Origin of the sequence: Pseudomonas machongensis (genome assembly GCF_034961125.1) — a bacterium.
GTDB classification, from domain to species: domain Bacteria; phylum Pseudomonadota; class Gammaproteobacteria; order Pseudomonadales; family Pseudomonadaceae; genus Aquipseudomonas; species Aquipseudomonas machongensis.
Genome location: NZ_JAYFUI010000071.1, coordinates 78,594 through 95,049, shown reverse-complemented (window position 1 = coordinate 95,049; position 16,456 = coordinate 78,594). Strand labels below are relative to the sequence as shown.

At 65.1% G+C, this 16,456-nt stretch carries 14 protein-coding genes; 2 read left to right on the top strand and 12 right to left on the bottom strand.

All coding sequences use genetic code 11. The features are described 5' to 3' along the window. Window positions 1-81: 81 nt before the first annotated feature. From tpx to VA602_RS05830, 8 genes are all read right to left on the bottom strand, one after another. The gene (gene tpx, locus VA602_RS05865; protein ID WP_323452750.1) at window positions 82-582 is read right to left on the bottom strand and encodes a thiol peroxidase; all 501 of its coding nucleotides are present in this window, start codon (window positions 580-582) and stop codon (window positions 82-84) included. 124 nt (window positions 583-706) lie between these two features. After that, window positions 707-1,987 (bottom strand): serine/threonine transporter, encoded by a 1,281-nt coding sequence (locus VA602_RS05860; protein WP_323452749.1) that lies wholly within the window; start codon window positions 1,985-1,987, stop codon window positions 707-709. A gap of 213 nt (window positions 1,988-2,200) precedes the next feature. After that, window positions 2,201-3,400: an amino acid aminotransferase gene (locus tag VA602_RS05855; RefSeq protein WP_065862743.1), complete on the bottom strand. Its 1,200-nt coding sequence runs from the start codon at window positions 3,398-3,400 to the stop codon at window positions 2,201-2,203. Between the two features lie 119 nt (window positions 3,401-3,519). Beyond that, entirely contained in the window at window positions 3,520-4,731 is a 1,212-nt protein-coding gene (locus VA602_RS05850; protein ID WP_323452748.1) for an acyl-CoA dehydrogenase family protein, read from the bottom strand. Window positions 4,732-4,741: 10 nt separating this feature from the next. After that, on the bottom strand, window positions 4,742-6,451 hold the full coding sequence (locus VA602_RS05845) for an ABC transporter ATP-binding protein (protein WP_323452747.1): 1,710 nt from the start codon (window positions 6,449-6,451) through the stop codon (window positions 4,742-4,744). Next, complete coding sequence (locus VA602_RS05840; protein ID WP_323452746.1) at window positions 6,448-7,311, bottom strand: ABC transporter permease; 864 nt, start codon at window positions 7,309-7,311, stop codon at window positions 6,448-6,450. Before VA602_RS05840 ends, VA602_RS05845 begins: the two co-directional genes overlap by 4 nt. Further along, window positions 7,308-8,291, bottom strand: coding sequence for an ABC transporter permease (locus tag VA602_RS05835; protein WP_200603273.1), 984 nt, complete (start codon window positions 8,289-8,291; stop codon window positions 7,308-7,310). Before VA602_RS05835 ends, VA602_RS05840 begins: the two co-directional genes overlap by 4 nt. After that, window positions 8,288-9,958, bottom strand: a complete 1,671-nt coding sequence (locus tag VA602_RS05830; protein WP_323452745.1) for an ABC transporter substrate-binding protein — start codon at window positions 9,956-9,958, stop codon at window positions 8,288-8,290. The genes VA602_RS05835 and VA602_RS05830 overlap by 4 nt, the downstream gene beginning before the upstream one ends. A gap of 218 nt (window positions 9,959-10,176) precedes the next feature. On the opposite strand from VA602_RS05830, the gene VA602_RS05825 reads away from it, so the two are divergent. Continuing rightward, complete coding sequence (locus tag VA602_RS05825; protein WP_323452744.1) at window positions 10,177-10,788, top strand: LysE family translocator; 612 nt, start codon at window positions 10,177-10,179, stop codon at window positions 10,786-10,788. Between the two features lie 49 nt (window positions 10,789-10,837). On the opposite strand, the gene VA602_RS05820 is transcribed toward VA602_RS05825, so the two are convergent. The 4 genes from VA602_RS05820 to VA602_RS05805 form a co-directional block, all read right to left on the bottom strand. Then, window positions 10,838-13,063: a TonB-dependent siderophore receptor gene (locus VA602_RS05820; RefSeq protein WP_153773796.1), complete on the bottom strand. Its 2,226-nt coding sequence runs from the start codon at window positions 13,061-13,063 to the stop codon at window positions 10,838-10,840. 290 nt (window positions 13,064-13,353) lie between these two features. Further along, on the bottom strand, window positions 13,354-14,568 hold the full coding sequence (locus tag VA602_RS05815) for a YeeE/YedE family protein (protein ID WP_323452743.1): 1,215 nt from the start codon (window positions 14,566-14,568) through the stop codon (window positions 13,354-13,356). Between the two features lie 103 nt (window positions 14,569-14,671). Further along, complete coding sequence (ykgO, locus tag VA602_RS05810; protein WP_054890826.1) at window positions 14,672-14,818, bottom strand: type B 50S ribosomal protein L36; 147 nt, start codon at window positions 14,816-14,818, stop codon at window positions 14,672-14,674. Window positions 14,819-14,905: 87 nt separating this feature from the next. Next, window positions 14,906-15,658, bottom strand: a complete 753-nt coding sequence (locus VA602_RS05805) for a methyltransferase domain-containing protein (RefSeq protein WP_323452742.1) — start codon at window positions 15,656-15,658, stop codon at window positions 14,906-14,908. 114 nt (window positions 15,659-15,772) lie between these two features. Between VA602_RS05805 and VA602_RS05800 the strand changes: the two genes are divergently transcribed. Continuing rightward, window positions 15,773-16,441, top strand: a complete 669-nt coding sequence (locus VA602_RS05800; protein WP_323452741.1) for a class I SAM-dependent methyltransferase — start codon at window positions 15,773-15,775, stop codon at window positions 16,439-16,441. Window positions 16,442-16,456 lie beyond the last annotated feature (15 nt).

Sequence of the window (16,456 nt, the reverse complement as noted above, 5' to 3'; positions counted from 1 at the left end):
GAAAACGGCCCGGAATGGCTTCCGGGCCGGCGTAACAGTGTGTAAACCGCCAGGGCCGCGCGGGGACCCTCTGGCCAGCGTTTACTTCAGAACAGCCAGAGCCGCCTCGTAGTTCGGCTCGTCGGCGATTTCCCCGACCAGCTCGGCGTGCAGCACCGTGTCGTTTTCGTCCAGCACCACCACGGCGCGGGCGGTCAGGCCGGCCAGCGGGCCGTCGGCGATGGCAACGCCGTAGTTCTCGATGAACTCACGACCACGCAGGGTCGACAGGTTCTTTACATTCTCCAGGCCTTCGGCGCCGCAGAAGCGTGCCTGGGCGAACGGCAGGTCGGCCGAGATGCACAGCACCACGGTGTTGGCCAGGTCATTGGCCTGGGCATTGAACTTGCGTACCGAGGTGGCGCAGGTCGGGGTGTCGACGCTCGGGAAGATGTTCAGCACCTTGCGCTTGCCGGCATAGTCCTTCAGCGACTTGTCGGCCAGGCCTTCGCCGACCAGGGAAAAGGCAGGCGCCTGGGCACCGACCTTGGGCAGCTCGCCCTTGACCTGAACCGGGTTGCCTTTGAGAGTCACTTGAGCCATGGCAGAAATCCTTATACGGGGTTTGAAAAGGATTCCGAGTTAATCGCTTTTAGCGCCAGGCTGCAAGCTTCGAGCAACAGGCAGGCGCGGATTGCCGCGCGCCCGCCTGCGCTGTGCAACGGCCTCAGTTCAGCAGGCCGTAGACCACCGAGCTCAAGGCCACCAGGCCGATCGCCACGACGAAGAGGTTGGACATCGCACCGCTGTACTTGCGCATCGACGGCACACGGCGGATGGCGTAAATCGGCATCAGGAACAGCAGCACCGCGAGGATCGGCCCGCCCAGCGACTCGATCATGCCCAGAATGCTCGGATTGAGCGTGGCGACGATCCAGCACACCACCAGCATCAGTGCCGCGACCACGCGGTCCAGGGTCTTGGCGCCCGGGCGCAGGCCGGTCTTGACGATGATGCCCTTGAGGCCTTCGCTGGCACCGATGTAGTGGCCCAGGAACGACTTGGCGATGGCGACGAAAGCGATCAGCGGCGCAGCAAAGGCGATGGCCGGATTGCTGAAGTGGTTGGCCAGGTACGACAGGATCGACAGGTTCTGCGCCTTGGCCTCGGCCAGTTGCGCGCTGCTCAGGGTCAGTACGCAGCTGAACACGAAGAACAGCACCATCACCACCATCAGCAGGTGGGCACGGGCCAGGATCTGCCCGCTGCGCTCATCGGCATGATCGCCATAGCGACGCTTCTGGTCGACCGCGAAGGCCGAGATGATCGGCGAGTGGTTGAACGAGAACACCATTACCGGGATCGCCAGCCACAGGGTGTGCACGAACGCCGAGCCAGACGGCAACTGGCCAGCCGTATCGAGAATGCCACCATTCCAGTGCGGCACCAGGTACAGGGCCAGCAGCGCCAGGGCGAAGATGAAGGGATACACCAGCAGGCTCATGACCTTGACCGTGGCCTGCTCACCGCAGCGCACGATGGCCAGCAGGCCGAGGATCAGCACGAACGAGAGGATCGCCCGGGGCGGTGGCGTCATGTGCAATTGATGCTCCATGAAGCTTGCGACCGTGTTGGTCAGCGCCACGCTGTAGATCAGCAGGATCGGGAAGATGGCAAAGAAATACAGCACGGTGATCAGTGCACCGGCAGTGATGCCGAAATGCTCCTCGACCACCTCGGTGATATCGCCGCCCTTGCTGCCGGACAGCACGAAGCGGGTCAGCGCACGGTGTGCGTAGTAGGTCATGGGGAAGGCCAGCACGGCCAGGATCAGCAGCGGCCAGAAACCGCCGAGGCCGGCGTTGATCGGCAGGAACAGCGTACCTGCGCCGATGGCCGTGCCGAACAGGCCCAGCATCCAGGTGGTGTCTTGACGCGACCAGCTACCGAGGGTGGCTTGTTGGGTTGATTCGAAGCGTTGTTCGACGCTTTGGGCCTGCTCATTCATTCCGGGTGCAACTCCACTCGCAAGACTGCAACAGGCTGAGAGTGGCGAAATAGAAGCCTCACGCCACCTCAACCGAAAAAGAGGGGCGCGATTGTGCACTGAATAGGTGCGATTGCGAAGCCCCGTCCGAGGGACGGCACCTGTTTTGGGACAAGGAAGCGGATCTATTGTGGGAGCTGGAGTTGCAGGGCCAGGCATGCCTGGCCCATGGGATCAGCCCTGTTGCACCGCCGCGAATGCCTCGGCGACACGCTGCAGGTTGTCCGGACGCAGGCCCGCCATGCACACCCGGCCGCTGTCGATGATGTACACACCGAACTCGTCACGCAGGCGACGTGCCTGCTCGGCACTGAAGCCTGTGTAGCTGAACATGCCGCGCTGGCGCAGGAAGAACTGGAAGTCCTGGCCTGGCAACTGCTTGGCCAGTGCATCGACCAGCCCTTGGCGCATGTCGAGGATACGCTTGCGCATGGTCTCGACTTCCGCCTGCCACTGGGCGTTCAGGCCGGCATCGCCGAGCACCCCAGCGACCAGCAGTGCACCATGGCTGGGTGGGCTGGAGTAGTTGCGGCGCACGGTAGCCTTGAGCTGACCCAGTACGCTCTGGGCGGTTTGCGCGTCATCGCTGACCACCGACAGCCCCCCTACCCGCTCGCCGTACAGCGAGAAGATCTTGGAGAACGAGTTGCTGACCAGGCACGGCACACCGGCACGGGCCATTTCACGGATGGCGTAGGCGTCTTCGGCCAGGCCTTCGCCGAAGCCTTGGTAGGCGATGTCGAGGAACGGGATCAGCTCACGCGCCTTGACCACCTCGACCACTTGCTGCCACTGGCTCTGGCTCAGGTCGACGCCGGTGGGGTTGTGGCAGCACGGGTGCAGCAGGACGATGCTGTGCTTGGCCAAGGTTTGCAGGCTTGCCAGCATGCCATCGAAGTCCAGGCCGCGGGTGGCCTGGTCGAAGTACGGGTAGGTGTGCACCTTGAAGCCCGCGCCTTCGAAGATCGCGCGATGGTTGTCCCAGGTCGGATTGCTGACCCACACCTCGGACTGCGGGAAGTAGCGCTTGAGGAAGTCGGCACCGACTTTCAACGCACCCGAGCCACCCACGGTCTGCACAGTGGCGACACGTCCGCCGGTCACGGCCGGGTGGTCGGCACCGAACAGCAGTGCCTGGATCGCCTGGCGGTAGCTGGCCAGGCCCTCCATGGGCAGGTAGAGCGAGGCTTCATGCGGCTGGCCGGCCAGGCGTTCCTCGACCTGGCCTACCGATGGCAGCTGCGGCACCACACCGGCTTCGTCGTAGTACAGGCCGATACTCAGGTTGACCTTGTCGGCACGGGGATCGACCTTGAAGGCTTCCATCAACGAGAGAATCGGGTCGCCGGCATAGGCATCGACATGTTTGAACACAGCGTGCAGCTCCTTGGATCAGGACAGTTCGGAAAGGCTTCCCCGAGCATACCTGCAGTGGCGCGCAAGGAACATCATTGAATGTGCAAGCTGTGAGTGCAGGTTTGCATAGCGCCTCCTCAGAACAACCCCGACACCGGTGGGCGGGTGCCTTTGAGCTGCCAGGCCCCGACCACCGCCGCCTTCCACTGCCGTGGATTGTGGTTGGCCACGGTCCGGGCATTGCGCCAATGGCGGTCGAGATTGTGCGCGCGCCCGGTGGTCGAGGCGCCGCCGACGTCGAACAGCGTCTCGGCCGCTTTGAGTGCAAGCTCTGCGACCAGGTACTGGGCCTGCGCCACCTCGAGGGCAGCCTGCTCCACCGCTGCCTCGTCCAACTGCGCCGCCCAGGCCCGGTCGATCGTGGCGGCCGCCTTCAGCACCAGCGCCTCGGCGCCGTAGGCGCGCGCTGCGATATCGCCCACGCTCAGTTCCACATACGGGTCGTCCACCGAACGACTGGCCGTGCTGTGCTTGATCGGCCGGGCATGCTCGCGAGCGAAGCGGGTGGCATCGTCCAGCGCATTGCGGGCGATCCCGGCCAGCACGGTGCCCAGGAACAGCTGCAGGAACGGCGTCACCAGCGTGCGCCTGCCCTCCTCCACGGTACGCGTGCGCAGTTCGCTCTCCTCCACCCGCACATTGCGCAGGTGCGTGGTACCGCTGGCGGTCAGGCGCTGGCCCATGGCATCGAAATCATCGACCAGCTCCAGGCCGTCGCGATCACGCGGGAGAATGAACGACACCGGTTGCTCGTCCTCATCCAGCGCCACCGCGCTGACATAGTCGGCGAACAGCGCCCCGGTGCTGTAGAACTTGCTGCCATTGGCGCGATAGTGATCCCCTTCGCGAACCAGCCTCGCGGCGATGGCACCATTGGCGCCGCCCAGTTCCCAGCCGGCATTGCCGATCACCGCGCCTTGCAGGTAGCGCGCGAACCAGCGCTCGCGCTCCTGTTCGGCATCCTCTGCGCTCGACACCAGCAGGCCCTCGACAAAGGCGAAACCCGGGCGCAGGGCCTGGGCAACGTTGGAATCGACCGAGGCGATCTTCAGCAGCAGCTCGATAACATCGCTCACCGTGCCACCGGGCCCACCATAACGGGTCGGAATGCGCACGGTGTAGAGCCCGGCCGCAGCCAGTTGGGCGATGGCCTCGAACGGCAGTTGGCGTTCGCGCTCGCGTCCGGCCGCACCGGCGGCAATCTGTGGCAGCAGCGCATCGATGCGTGCCTTCAAGGCCTCGACGCTGGCAGCGGGAGCCTGGAAAGGGAAACGTTGGAAGGTGGTCATGGGGCAATCCTTAAATGGCGATTTTCCAGAGGCGTGATTCATCGAACAGGTCGAAAGCTTCGTGTTCCAGGTCCAGTGGCGGCACCACCAGCTCGGCGCCGCTGCCCGGCAGGCGCGGCACCGAGCCGAGCAGACGGCGGGTGTATTCGTGGGCAGGCTGCTCGAACAACTGCTCGACCGGCGCGTGCTCGACCACCTGGCCATGGCGCATCACCAGCACGTCATCGCTGACATGGCGAATCACGCCCAGGTCGTGGGAGATGAACAGATAGGCCAGGCCCAAGGTGTCCTGCAGGTCGGCCAGCAGGTCGAGTACCTGGGCCTGTACCGACACGTCCAGCGCCGACACCGGCTCGTCGCAGATGATCAGCTTCGGCTCGCTGGCGATGGCGCGGGCGATCGCCACACGCTGGCGCTGGCCGCCAGAGAGCTGCAACGGGCGGCGGCTGGCCAGGTTGGCCGGCAGGCGCACCTGCTCGAGCAGCGCATGAATGCGCGCCGGGCGCGCCGCAGCCGCGAAGCCCGCCACCTGCAAGGCGTCATCGAGGATCTGTGCCACGGTCCAGCGCGGGTCGAACGAACCCAGCGGATCCTGGTAGATCACACTGATCTGCTGGCGCAGCGGGCGGCGGCTGGCTTCGCTGACGGTATTGCCCGGGCGGTTCCATGGCTGGCCGCGATACAGCACCTCGCCCTGGTCCGGTTGCAGTAGTCCGAGGGCAATGCGCGCAACCGTGGTCTTGCCCGAGCCGGACTCGCCGACGATGCCCAGGGTCTGCCCGGTGCGCAGGGTGAAGTCCACGCCCTGCACCACCTGGCGCACCACGCCGTCAGGTCCGGTATAGCGCTTACCCAGGCCGTGGGCCTGCAGCAGCACCTCGCCAGGCACCACGCTACGCGCTACTCGCTCGCCCGAACGCTCCGGCGACAGGCGGCTGCCACGCGGATGCTCCGCCGGCACCGCGGCCAACAGCGCCTGGGTATAAGGATGCCGTGGCTGGCGCAGCACCTGCTGTATCGGCCCCTGCTCCACCACCTCGCCATGGCGCAGCACCACCACCTCATCGGCCAGTTGCGCGACCACCGCCAGGTCATGACTGATGATCAGCAACGATGCACCCCGCGCCTTGATCTGCTGGAACACTTCGAGAATCTGCGCCTGGACCGTGGCATCGAGCGCAGTGGTGGGTTCATCGGCGATCACCAGCGCCGGATCCAGTGCCAGCGCACTGGCGATCAGCGCCCGCTGGCGCAGCCCTCCAGAAAGCTGGCCTGGCCGCTGCCGCGCACGCAACGCCACATCCGGCACCCCGACCCGTTCGAGCAGCGTCAGCACGCGCGCAGCGCGCTGCGCCCGATCTCCATAGCCATGGGTCTGCAACACCTCGAGGATTTCCTTGCCCACAGGCCGCAGCGGGTCGAGCGACACCAGCGCATCCTGCAGCACGAAGCCGATATCCTTGCCACGCACCGCACGCCACTGACGCTCGCTCAGGGCCAGCAGGTCGCGACCGCCAAAGCCCAAGGTGCGCGCGGTCACCTCGCCACGCGCACCCACCAACCCCACCAGGCTGCGGGCGCTGACGCTCTTGCCCGAGCCAGACTCCCCCACCAGGGCCACACAGCGACCCGGCGCCAGGGTGAAAGACAGTTCACGCACCACGCTGCGGCCTTCGAACGTCACGTTCAGGCCCTCGACGATCAAGGTCTTGTCGCTCATGGCAGGCGGCCCTCCAGGCGGTGTTGAAGGTAGCGGCCGGCCGCGGTGGTCGCCAACGTGGTGAGCACGATGAACAGGCCGGGGAAAAAGGTCAGCCACCAGGCGCTGGCGATGAAATCGCGGCCCATCGACAGCATGGTGCCCCACTCAGGCGCAGGCGGTCGGGCACCAAGCCCCAGGAAACTCAGGGCAGATGCCCAGACAATGGCTTGACCGACGCCCATGGTCAGGGTCACCACCAACGGGCGCATGGCATTGGGCAATAACTGACGCAGGACAATGCGTGCGGTCGGGTGCCCCAGCGCCCGCGCCGCTTCGATATAGCCCGAATTGCGCACCGCCAGCACCTGGCCGCGGACCATCCGCGCGTAGCCAGGTGCCCCACCCAGACCGGTGGCGATGATCAGTGGGCCGACACCGCTGCCGAACACCGCCACGAACAGCAGCGCCAGCACCAGGCTGGGAAAGGCGAACAGCACCTCCAGCAGCCAGCCCACGCCACGGTCCACCCGCGCCCCGCCCAACCCGCCGAGCAGCCCGAGGCTGACGGCGATGGCCATCGACAGCAAGGTGGCCGCCACGCCGATCAGCAGGCTCTGACGCGCACCGTGGACGATACGCGCGAAGATGTCGCGCCCCGACTGGTCGGTGCCCAGCCAGTGCGTCCAGCTCGGTGCCTGGAACGCCTCACGAGGCACGATCGCCAACGGGTCGATGCGAGTGAACAGCCCCGGCGCCAGCGCTGCCAGCAACAGCGCCAACAGGAACAGGATCGCCAGGCTCGCCCCCAGCGGCGGCCAGGACAAACTCACTTGTCGACGCACTGGCGTCTGGCTGTGTTCAAGAATCAGGTCGCTCATGCGCTCGTCTCCTGTTGGCGTGGGTCGATCCATTGATAGAGCAGGTCCACGAGAACGTTGGCCAGCACGTAGGCAGCAGCCACCACCAGGGTGATGCCGATCACCAGCGGCAAATCCTGCAGTTGCACCGCCTGGTACAACTGACGGCCCACGCCCTTGCGCGAGAAGATCACCTCGCATACCACCGCCCCGCTGATCAGCGCACCGATGGCCCAGCCCGACAGCGACACGCCCGGCAGCAGGGCGTGGCGCAGGGCATGCCGGAAGCGCACCGCCAGGTCGCTCAGGCCACGGCTGCGGGCGCTGAGGATGAAGGGCTGATCGAGGGTCAGCTCGAGTGATTCACGGGTCACCTGGGCGATGAACCCTGCCAGCGGAATGGCGAGGGAGAATGCCGGCAGCACGAGGCTTGCGAGACTGTCGCTGCCCGCCGGCGGGAACCAGCGCAAGCCGAAGGCGAATACTGCCAGCAGCACCACCCCCAGCCAGAAGTGCGGCAAGGCGGCGCTGAGGGTTTCGGCCAGCGAGGCGAGTCCGCCGATGAGCCGGCCCCGGCCAGCCGTGACCACCGTCAACAGCAGCACCAGCAACCAGGCCAGCACCAGTGCGGCGAACGTCAGCTCGAGGGTTGCCCCGGCCTGTTCCGCCAGCACGCGGGTCACAGGCTGGTGCTGGGAATAGGACTGGCCCAGGTCGCCCTGCACCAGACGCCCGAGATACAGCGCGTATTGCACCGGCAACGGTTTATCCAGGCCGTACTCGCGCCGGGTTGCCTCGATGGCCTCCGGCGTCGGGTTGCCGGTGGTGCCACCGAGAATCGCCAACACCGGGTCACCCGGCATCAGACGCAGGGCGAAGAACGTCAGGGTCGCCACCGCCCACAGCACCAGCAGGCCGCCGCCCAGGCGAATGGCGGCGCGGCGTCCGAGCGCACGCAGGCGCTCGCGACGGGGATCGGTCAGGGTCGTCGCTTCACTCATTTGCTCACCCATGCGTCATAGAGATAGGTCACCGCCAGCGAGGGCTCCAGGCGCACGCCGTGGGCCGTCTTGTAGAGGCCCAGCCGGGTGCTCTGCGGGTAAGTGGTCAATTGCAGGTACTGGCTGGCGGCCTGTTGCTGAGCCTTGAAGTACAGCGCCCGACGGCGCTCCGGGTCCTGGGTGGCGAGGGCGTCGTCGAGCAGCGCGTCGAAGCCCGGATCGGCGAAGCCCGAGGAGTTCTGGTGATAGCCGCCGACGCCTGCCGGCTGGACGAATGCCGAGCCAAAGATGATGCGCAGCACATCCGGGGTGTTGGTATTCCAGTAGCCGGTGCGGATGTCGTAGTCCCAGGCGGCCTGACGGGCGGTGACCTGGGCGTCGCTCATCTGGTCGATCACCAGCTCCAGGCCGGCCTGACGGGTGGTGGCCTGCACCTGCTCCCAGAGGGTCAGCTCCGAAGGCGGTGTACGCGCGCCGATCAGCACCACCGCGCTCAGGCGCTTGCCATTGCGTGTGCGGTAACCCTGCGCATCACGCCCGGTCCAGCCTGCGTCATCGAGCAATCGGGCGGCGCGCTGCGGATCGTAGTCCTGGCTGCGCTCGAACTCGCCGCTGTAGAACGGCGTGGCCACGCTGAGCGGGCCGCCGGCTCGCGGAAACTCGCCGAAGTACACACTCTTGAGCGCACCTTCGATATCGGCGCTGCGCACGAAGGCTTCGCGCACACGAATGTCGTCGAAGGGCGCCCGGCGCAGGTTGAAGGTGCCGTTGGTGGGGTTGCCGGGGCGCTGGGCGATGATCAGCTCGACATCCGGGTTGCGCCGCGCCGCCTCGTGCGACTCGGGCGGTACGCTCTCGATGACGTCCACCTCACCGGCCTGCAGCGAGGCGAAACGCACCGAAGGTTCCTGGATGAACTTCCACACGACGCGCTCGAGATAGGCCGGGCCCTGGTGCCTGGCGGTCGGCGGCGCCCAGTTGTAATCGGCATTGCGCACCAGCTCGACCTGGTTCTGCCGGTCCCAGCGCAGCACCTTGAACGGCCCGCTGCCCACCGGGCTTTCGCAGTTCTCGTCACGGCTGCGCTTGAGCGCGGTGGGCGACTGGATACCGAGAAAGCCTTGGGCGAGCACTTCGAGGAAGGCCGCGTAAGGCGTGGCCAGGTGCACCACGGCGGTGTATTCGTCGACGATGTCGGTGCCGCGATACTGGCGGATATAGCCGCCTGCGGTGCTGGACTGGGTCTTGGGGTCGGCCATGTGGTCGAGATTGGCCTTGACCGCCTGGGCATTGAACGGCGTGCCGTCGGTGAAATGCACGTCGTGGCGCAGGTGGAAGGTGTAGCTCAGGCCATCGGCGGACGCCTCCCAGCGCTCGGCCAGCCAAGGGCCGATACGGCCGTCGCTGTCCATCGACACCAGCGAATCCAGGTACTGCTGGGCCACGAACACTTGCGGCATGTCACCCGCCACATGCGGGTCCAGGCAGGTGGGCTCGCGGTCGGTGGCATAGACCAGGGTTCCGCCGCGCACCGGCTGGTCGCTATGGGTCGTGACCTGCTCGGCACGCTCGCAGCCGACCAGCGCCAGCACGGCACAGAGCGGGATCAAGGGGAAGTTGAGTCGGTTCAAGGGCGCTCCTGCGGATGACTGGGCATGCAGGGGCATTTGCAGGAGTTGTGCCGGGTTTCAACCCCCTGATTTTGCTGGGATTTGCCAAATACGCGGTGATCGATGGCGGGCAAAGTGTGCGCAGGGTGTTGGCAAGCCAACAGTTGAACTGTCAGTTCATATCCATGCATAAAGACAAGCGGCCCTATACTCCGCACTCACAGGGCCGCTTCCGCGCAGCAGGCCCGCTGCCCCTTCTCCTACAAGGCGTTCTCATGGCACTCGACACCTGGTTCATTTACCTGCTGGCAAGCATCGGCCTGTCACTGACCCCGGGGCCGAACAGTTTGCTGGCCCTCACTCATGGCGCCCGCTACGGCGCGCGGCGAACGCTGTTCACCATCCTCGGCGGCATGTGTGGTTTCAGCGCCCTGATCGCACTGGCGATGTTCGGGCTGAGCGCACTGCTGCAAACGTCGGGTTCCGTGCTGCAAGTGCTCAAGTGGGTCGGCGGCGCCTATCTGCTGTGGCTCGGCATCCAGCTCTGGCGTGCCCCACCCTTGCACCTGGACCTGGCCCAGGGCCAGGCCCGGCTGGGAAATATCGGCTTGTTCCGCCAGGGTTTGCTGTCGGCGCTGTCCAACCCGAAAGTGCTGCTGTTCTATGGCGCCTTTTTGCCGCAGTTCATCGACCCGCAACGCGGCCTGGCCCTGCAGTTCATCGTGATGGCGGCGACGTTCGCCTGCGTGGAATGCCTGGTCGAATACCTGCTGGCACGCCTGGCCGGTCGCATCAGGCCGTGGTTGGCCAAGGGCGGCAAGGGTTTCAACCGCTGCTGCGGCGCGCTGTTCGCGATGATCGCGGTGGCGTTGCCGCTGGGGCGCTGAGCCTGGCCTGCGAGCGCTCGCGTGCGCATCGCAGGCCAGGCGCAAGACGCTACAACGACCAGTCCAGGCTGACCATCAGGGTGCGCGGTTCGCCGTTATAGACGCCGTTGTAGAACCCCAGGTTGTTGTAGTAGTGCTCGTCGAAGAGGTTCTTCACGTTCACCGAGGCCGACAGGTGTTCGTCGACCTGGTAGCGGGCCATCAGTCCGACCACCGAGAACGCCCGCTGGCTCATGCGGTCCCTGACGGTGATGATGCCACCCGATGCATTGCGCCCCACCGGGCGGTTGCCGACACCGAAGGTGTGGCTTTGCCAGTCGAGGGTGCCGCCCACGGTCAGTTTTGGCAGCACCTTGTAGGTGCTCGAGAAACGCACCAGATTCATCGGTCGGGCCGTGTCCTTGCGCGTCTTGTCGCCACGCAGCGCGTGGGTGTAGCTGTAGCCCAGGCTCATCTGCCAGTCCGCCATCACCTCGCCTGCCAACTCGGCCTCGAAGCCCTCGACCACCGCCCCCTTGCCACCGGACTTGTAGTACTGCTCACCGTTGGGGCCTGGCGGCACCGAGTCGTCGACCTCCGCAACGTTGTCCTGCTTGCTGCGGTACACCGCGGCGCTGAGGTTGGCCCGATCCTCGAACAGGCTGCCCTTCAGACCCAACTCGTAGACCTTGCCCACGACCGGGTCCAGGTACTTGTCGCTGATGTCCTTGTTGGTCTGCGGGTTGAAGATGTCGGTGTAGCTGACATAGACGGTGAACTGCTCGTTGAGGTCGTAAAGCACACCGGCATAGGGCGTCCACTGGTCGTTCTGGGTCTGCTCGCTGCGGGAGATGTCGGTAACCGCCAGGTTGTCATCGTATGTCCAGGACTTGCTGGTGGTCTTCCAACTACCGTAGCGGCTGCCGAGGACCAGGTGCAGGCGATCGGTGGGGTTGAGCCGGGTAGCGATGTAGCCGGCCTTCTGCTCGATGCGCGAGCGCGATTCATCCAGGCCAGTCTTGCGATCGTAGAACTTGGGAATCCCGCCCATGTATTTCCAGTCGGGGATGATCGCGTAGCCCTGCGGATCGTTGCGGCCGGTGTAGTACGGCGAGCTGTCGCGTCGCTCGGAGACCCCGTAGCCGATCATGAAGTCATGGGTACGGCCCAGCAGCTGGTAGGGGCCGGCAAGGTTGAAGTCCACGGCATCCATCTGCTCCTCTCCGGAGAAATGACTGCTCCAGGCTTTCATGCCACTGCGGTCGGCCTCGGGGAAGCCATTGCCGCCGTAGTAGACCTTGCCGTCGCTGTCGCTCTGGCGGTGGGTGTAGGCCGCCTTGAGCAGCCAGTCATTGCCCAGTTGCTGATCGAGGGTGGCGAACACCGTCTGGTCCTTCAGCGGCCAGGACGACCAGGGCGCCGCCAGGTTGGTCGAGCGCGGCAGGTTGGCCTTGCTGCCATCTGCGTTCCAGTAGGGCACGGTGCCCCAGCTGGAGCCCTGGACATGCTTGTTCTGGTAGTCGTAGCCGACCGCCAGCACCGTGCTGTCGGTAAGGTCGGCCTCGAGAATGCCGTAGGCCACCTCACGTTGGGTCTGGTAGTGGTCCATGTACGACTTGTTGTCGCGATAGGCCAGCACCGTGCGCCCACGCAGGCGCCCGTCCCAGCCCAACGGGCCGCCAACATCCAGGTAGCTGTAGTAGTTGTCGAAACTGCCGGCACTGATGCCGGTCTTCACCGCCAGCTCATGGGTCGGGCGCTTGCGCACCATGGCGATGGTGCCGGAGGGATCACCCGCGCCGGTGGTCAGGCCGGTAGCGCCACGCACCACTTCGATACGGTCATAGATGATGGTGTCGGAGTCGGACTTGAGCCCCGAGAAAGTGTTGAGCATTCCATCGATCTGGAAGTTGTTGATCGAGTAGCCGCGCGCATAGTACGTCGGTCGCTCGGAGTCGTTGCGCTGGACGGTCACGCCAGTGACATGGCTCAGCGCTTCGGACAGGGTGTCGAGCTGGAAGTCGTCCAGCTGCTGGCGGGTCAGCACCGAAACCGATTGTGGGGTTTCCTTGATCGACAGGTTCAGGCGCGTGGCGGCGCTCATGCTGCCGGTGGTGTAGGAGCCGGTGTGCTCGGTGGTGCTGCCCAGGCCCTGGGCGAGGATTTCGGTGGAGCCGAGCTCCAGTACGCCTTCCTCGGAACGCTTTTCGCGCTCTTCGGCCAACCCTGCCGGGCTGATGACGGTGGCGCACAGACCCAGGGTGAGGGTCATGCTACGGCTGATGGGCGCGAACATCGCTGCCTTTCTCCTTGTTCGATTCGATGAAGGTCCTGGATACCGGTTGACCGGCATTCACATGAAAACGAATCTCGTATGAGAATCATTATCGAATTGTCATCAAAACGAAAACAGAGGATCAGCTTGTAAGGTTCAGAACCGCGGCAAGATCGGAACTATCAAAGAAATAAATTATGTATATCAATAAGATAAGAAACATACATGAGGTCATTTATAGAAAAACCTCATGTAGTTTCTCAACATTTGGCAGGCACCTATCGCTTACGCTGCAGTGCCCTAAAGGCGCCTCAGCAACCGGTCAAGGTCGCTGCGCGTCGCTCGCCAGCGAAGAACAGCGGCCGCAGTCGCACACCGATCAGGTTGCCGGCATAAGCCGCCACCAACCACAACCAGCCATGCACGCTGCCCGAGGCGATGCCGCTGAAATAGGCGCCGATGTTGCAGCCATAGGCCAGGCGCGAACCGTACCCCAGCAGCAGGCCACCGATCACCGCGGTGACCAGCGAACGCGTCGGGATCTTCAGGCTCGGCGCGAAGCGTCCAGCCAGGCCGGCGGCGAGCAAGGCGCCCAGTACGATCCCCAGGTCCATTACCGTGGTGATGTCCTGCCACAGCGGTGCAGCCAAGGCCTTGGCGTTGGCCGGCGCCTGCCAGAACACCCAGCTGCCCACATCCACGCCCAACCCGCTCAAGGTCTTGGCGCCCCACAAGGCGAAGGCCGAGGTGATGCCCCAAGGGCGTCCGGCCAGCGCCAGGGTGGCGTAATTGAGCAGTGCCAGCGCGATTGCGCCCCACACCAGCGGCCACGGCCCGCGCAGGAAACGACGCAGGCCTTGGTGCTCGCTGCCCACGGGAACTTCCAGTGCGCCATGGCGACGCTTCTCCAGCACCACGGTGACCCAGGCGATCACCCCGAACAGTGCGAGGCTGGCCACCAGCGCAGGCCCCATGCCCCAGGCCTGGACGATCGAGGTGGCCGGGAACGAGGGCAAGGCGAACCACCAGTCGGCATGGTGGGTCGCGGTGACCGAGCCGATGATGAAGAACAGCAGCGTCACCAGCATCCGCGCATTGCCGCCACCGACAGTGAACAGCGTGCCCGAGGCACAACCACCGCCCAGTTGCATGCCGATGCCGAAGATGAACGCGCCGAACACCACCGATACCCCGGCTGGGGCCACAAGACCGGTGACCGGGTTGCCGAACAAACTGCCCGCCGACAGCGCCGGGAAGAACAGCAGGACCGCCAGCGCCAACATGACCATCTGCGCGCGCAAACCTGCGCCACGGCGTTCATTGATGAACACCCGCCAGGCCGAGGTAAAGCCAAAAGCGGCATGGTAGAGGGTCAGGCCCAGCGCCGCGCCAACCAACAGCAACAGCACCTGCTTGAAACCGGCATTGAGGTTGAGGAACCAGGCGCCTGCCAGCAGCAGGGCCAGGGCAATCAGCGGCGCGCCAAGGCGACGCGGCTCAGGTGTGACGGTAGCGGAAAAACCCATTGAAATACTCGGATTAACAGTCGAACGGGCGGCGAGTATACCGCCGCACATTCGCGGATGGGAGCAACCGTCTTGCTCACATCCTTGAAAGCAGACTTGCCGCTCAACCGCGCTTCTTCTTCACGCCACCCTGGCGCGCCTTGAAGCGCGGATTCGACTTGCAGATGACATACAGGCGGCCGCGGCGCTTGACCACCTGGCAGTCGCGGTGGCGCAGCTTGGCGTGCTTGAGGGATGACAAGACTTGCATGGTGATTCTCCGATAGGGCATTTGATAACGTAATAACATTACATTAACGAGAATCATTAGCGATTGGCAAGCCCCTCTCCTATTGCATCAACGCTTGTTCGCCCAGACCCCGAAGGCCATGTCGCCGATATAGATCCCCTGCGACTGCATGCGCTCGGCATCCAGCCGTGCCTGTAGCGTTTCGATCCCCACCTGACGCGCCGTGGCGATGCCGTGCTCAAGGATTCGTGGCAGGCACGCGCGTATGATCGCTGCCAGCCCGTAGGGACTGTCCGGGGTCTGCAACAGGCATTCGGCGCGCAGGCTCTGCACCTGCAGTCCGGCTTCGGTGAGGATGCGATGCAGGTTGAAGCCGATATGCAGGTCCGCCCCTTCGTGGGCGAGCATGCGCTGCAGCCACTGCTGGGCACGGCGATGCAGCGGAAAAGGCGCCAGGCTTGCCGGGGTCAGGGTGCTGTCGTGTTCCTGGAACACCAGCACGCCACCAGGCAGCAACAGCCTGGACAACCTGCGCACGGCCAGGACGGCGTCTGGCTGGTACATCAGCACTCGCCGACCGACGATGGCATCGAACAGCCCCAGGGCTTCAGGCAAGCGATGCAGGTCACAGGCGACGAACTCGACCGGGGCATGGCCTGAAACAGGCGAACGCTGGCGCGCCAGCTCAAGCGCGGCGAAGGACTGGTCGACCCCGACCACCGCCCCGTCACGCCCGACCAACTCGGCGAGCAGCACGCTCACATCGCCCGTTCCACAGCCGACATCCAGCACCCGCATGCCAGGGCCGACGCCAGCGTCTATCAGCAACCGGGTGGTGAAGTCCGTCGTCGAAAGTGCCATGCGCTGCTCCTTGTTAAGGGAGGCCAGTGTGGCGGCGGCATGGGTCAATGCACAAGTATCGCGGCAGCGTTGCACTAGAATGGTGTTCACCGCCCACGCTACGCAGGCCAACCAATGCCCACTCCCACCACCCAGTTGCTGGACAGCTGGCAGCACAATGCCAAGGCCTGGATCGAGGCCGTGCGCAGCGGCAGCATCGCCTCGCGCCGCCAGGTCACCGACCAGGCGATCTTGCTGGCGATCCTCGGCCGCCAGCCGGAGCGTGTGCTCGACCTCGGCTGTGGCGAGGGCTGGCTGCTGCGCGCCCTGGAGAGCCGGGGAATCGAGGCGGTGGGTGTCGACGGCGACAGGACCTTGGTCGAGTCGGCCAAGGCTGCTGGCTCGGCGCAGGTGCACCTGGCCAGCTACGCGCAACTGATTGGCGCCGAGGTGGAGATCGGTCGGGACTATTCGCTGATCTGTGCCAACTTCGCCCTGCTGCATCAGGACATCATCCCGCTGCTCGGCGCCTTGGCGCCAAGGCTGGCACACGACGGCGCACTGTTGATCCAGACCCTGCACCCGTGGAGTGCTGCAGCGGGCAACTATCAGGATGGCTGGCGGGTCGAGTCCTTTGCAGGCTTCGAGGGCAACTGGGAACCCATGCCCTGGTATTTCCGCACGCTGTCCAGCTGGCTTGCCGCACTGGACATGGCAGGCCTCAACCTGTGCACGCTGCAGGAGCCGCAACACCCCCAAAGCCCGGTGCCGCAGTCGCTGCTGCTGATCGCGCAACCCAAGTGAAACGCTTGCCGGCCC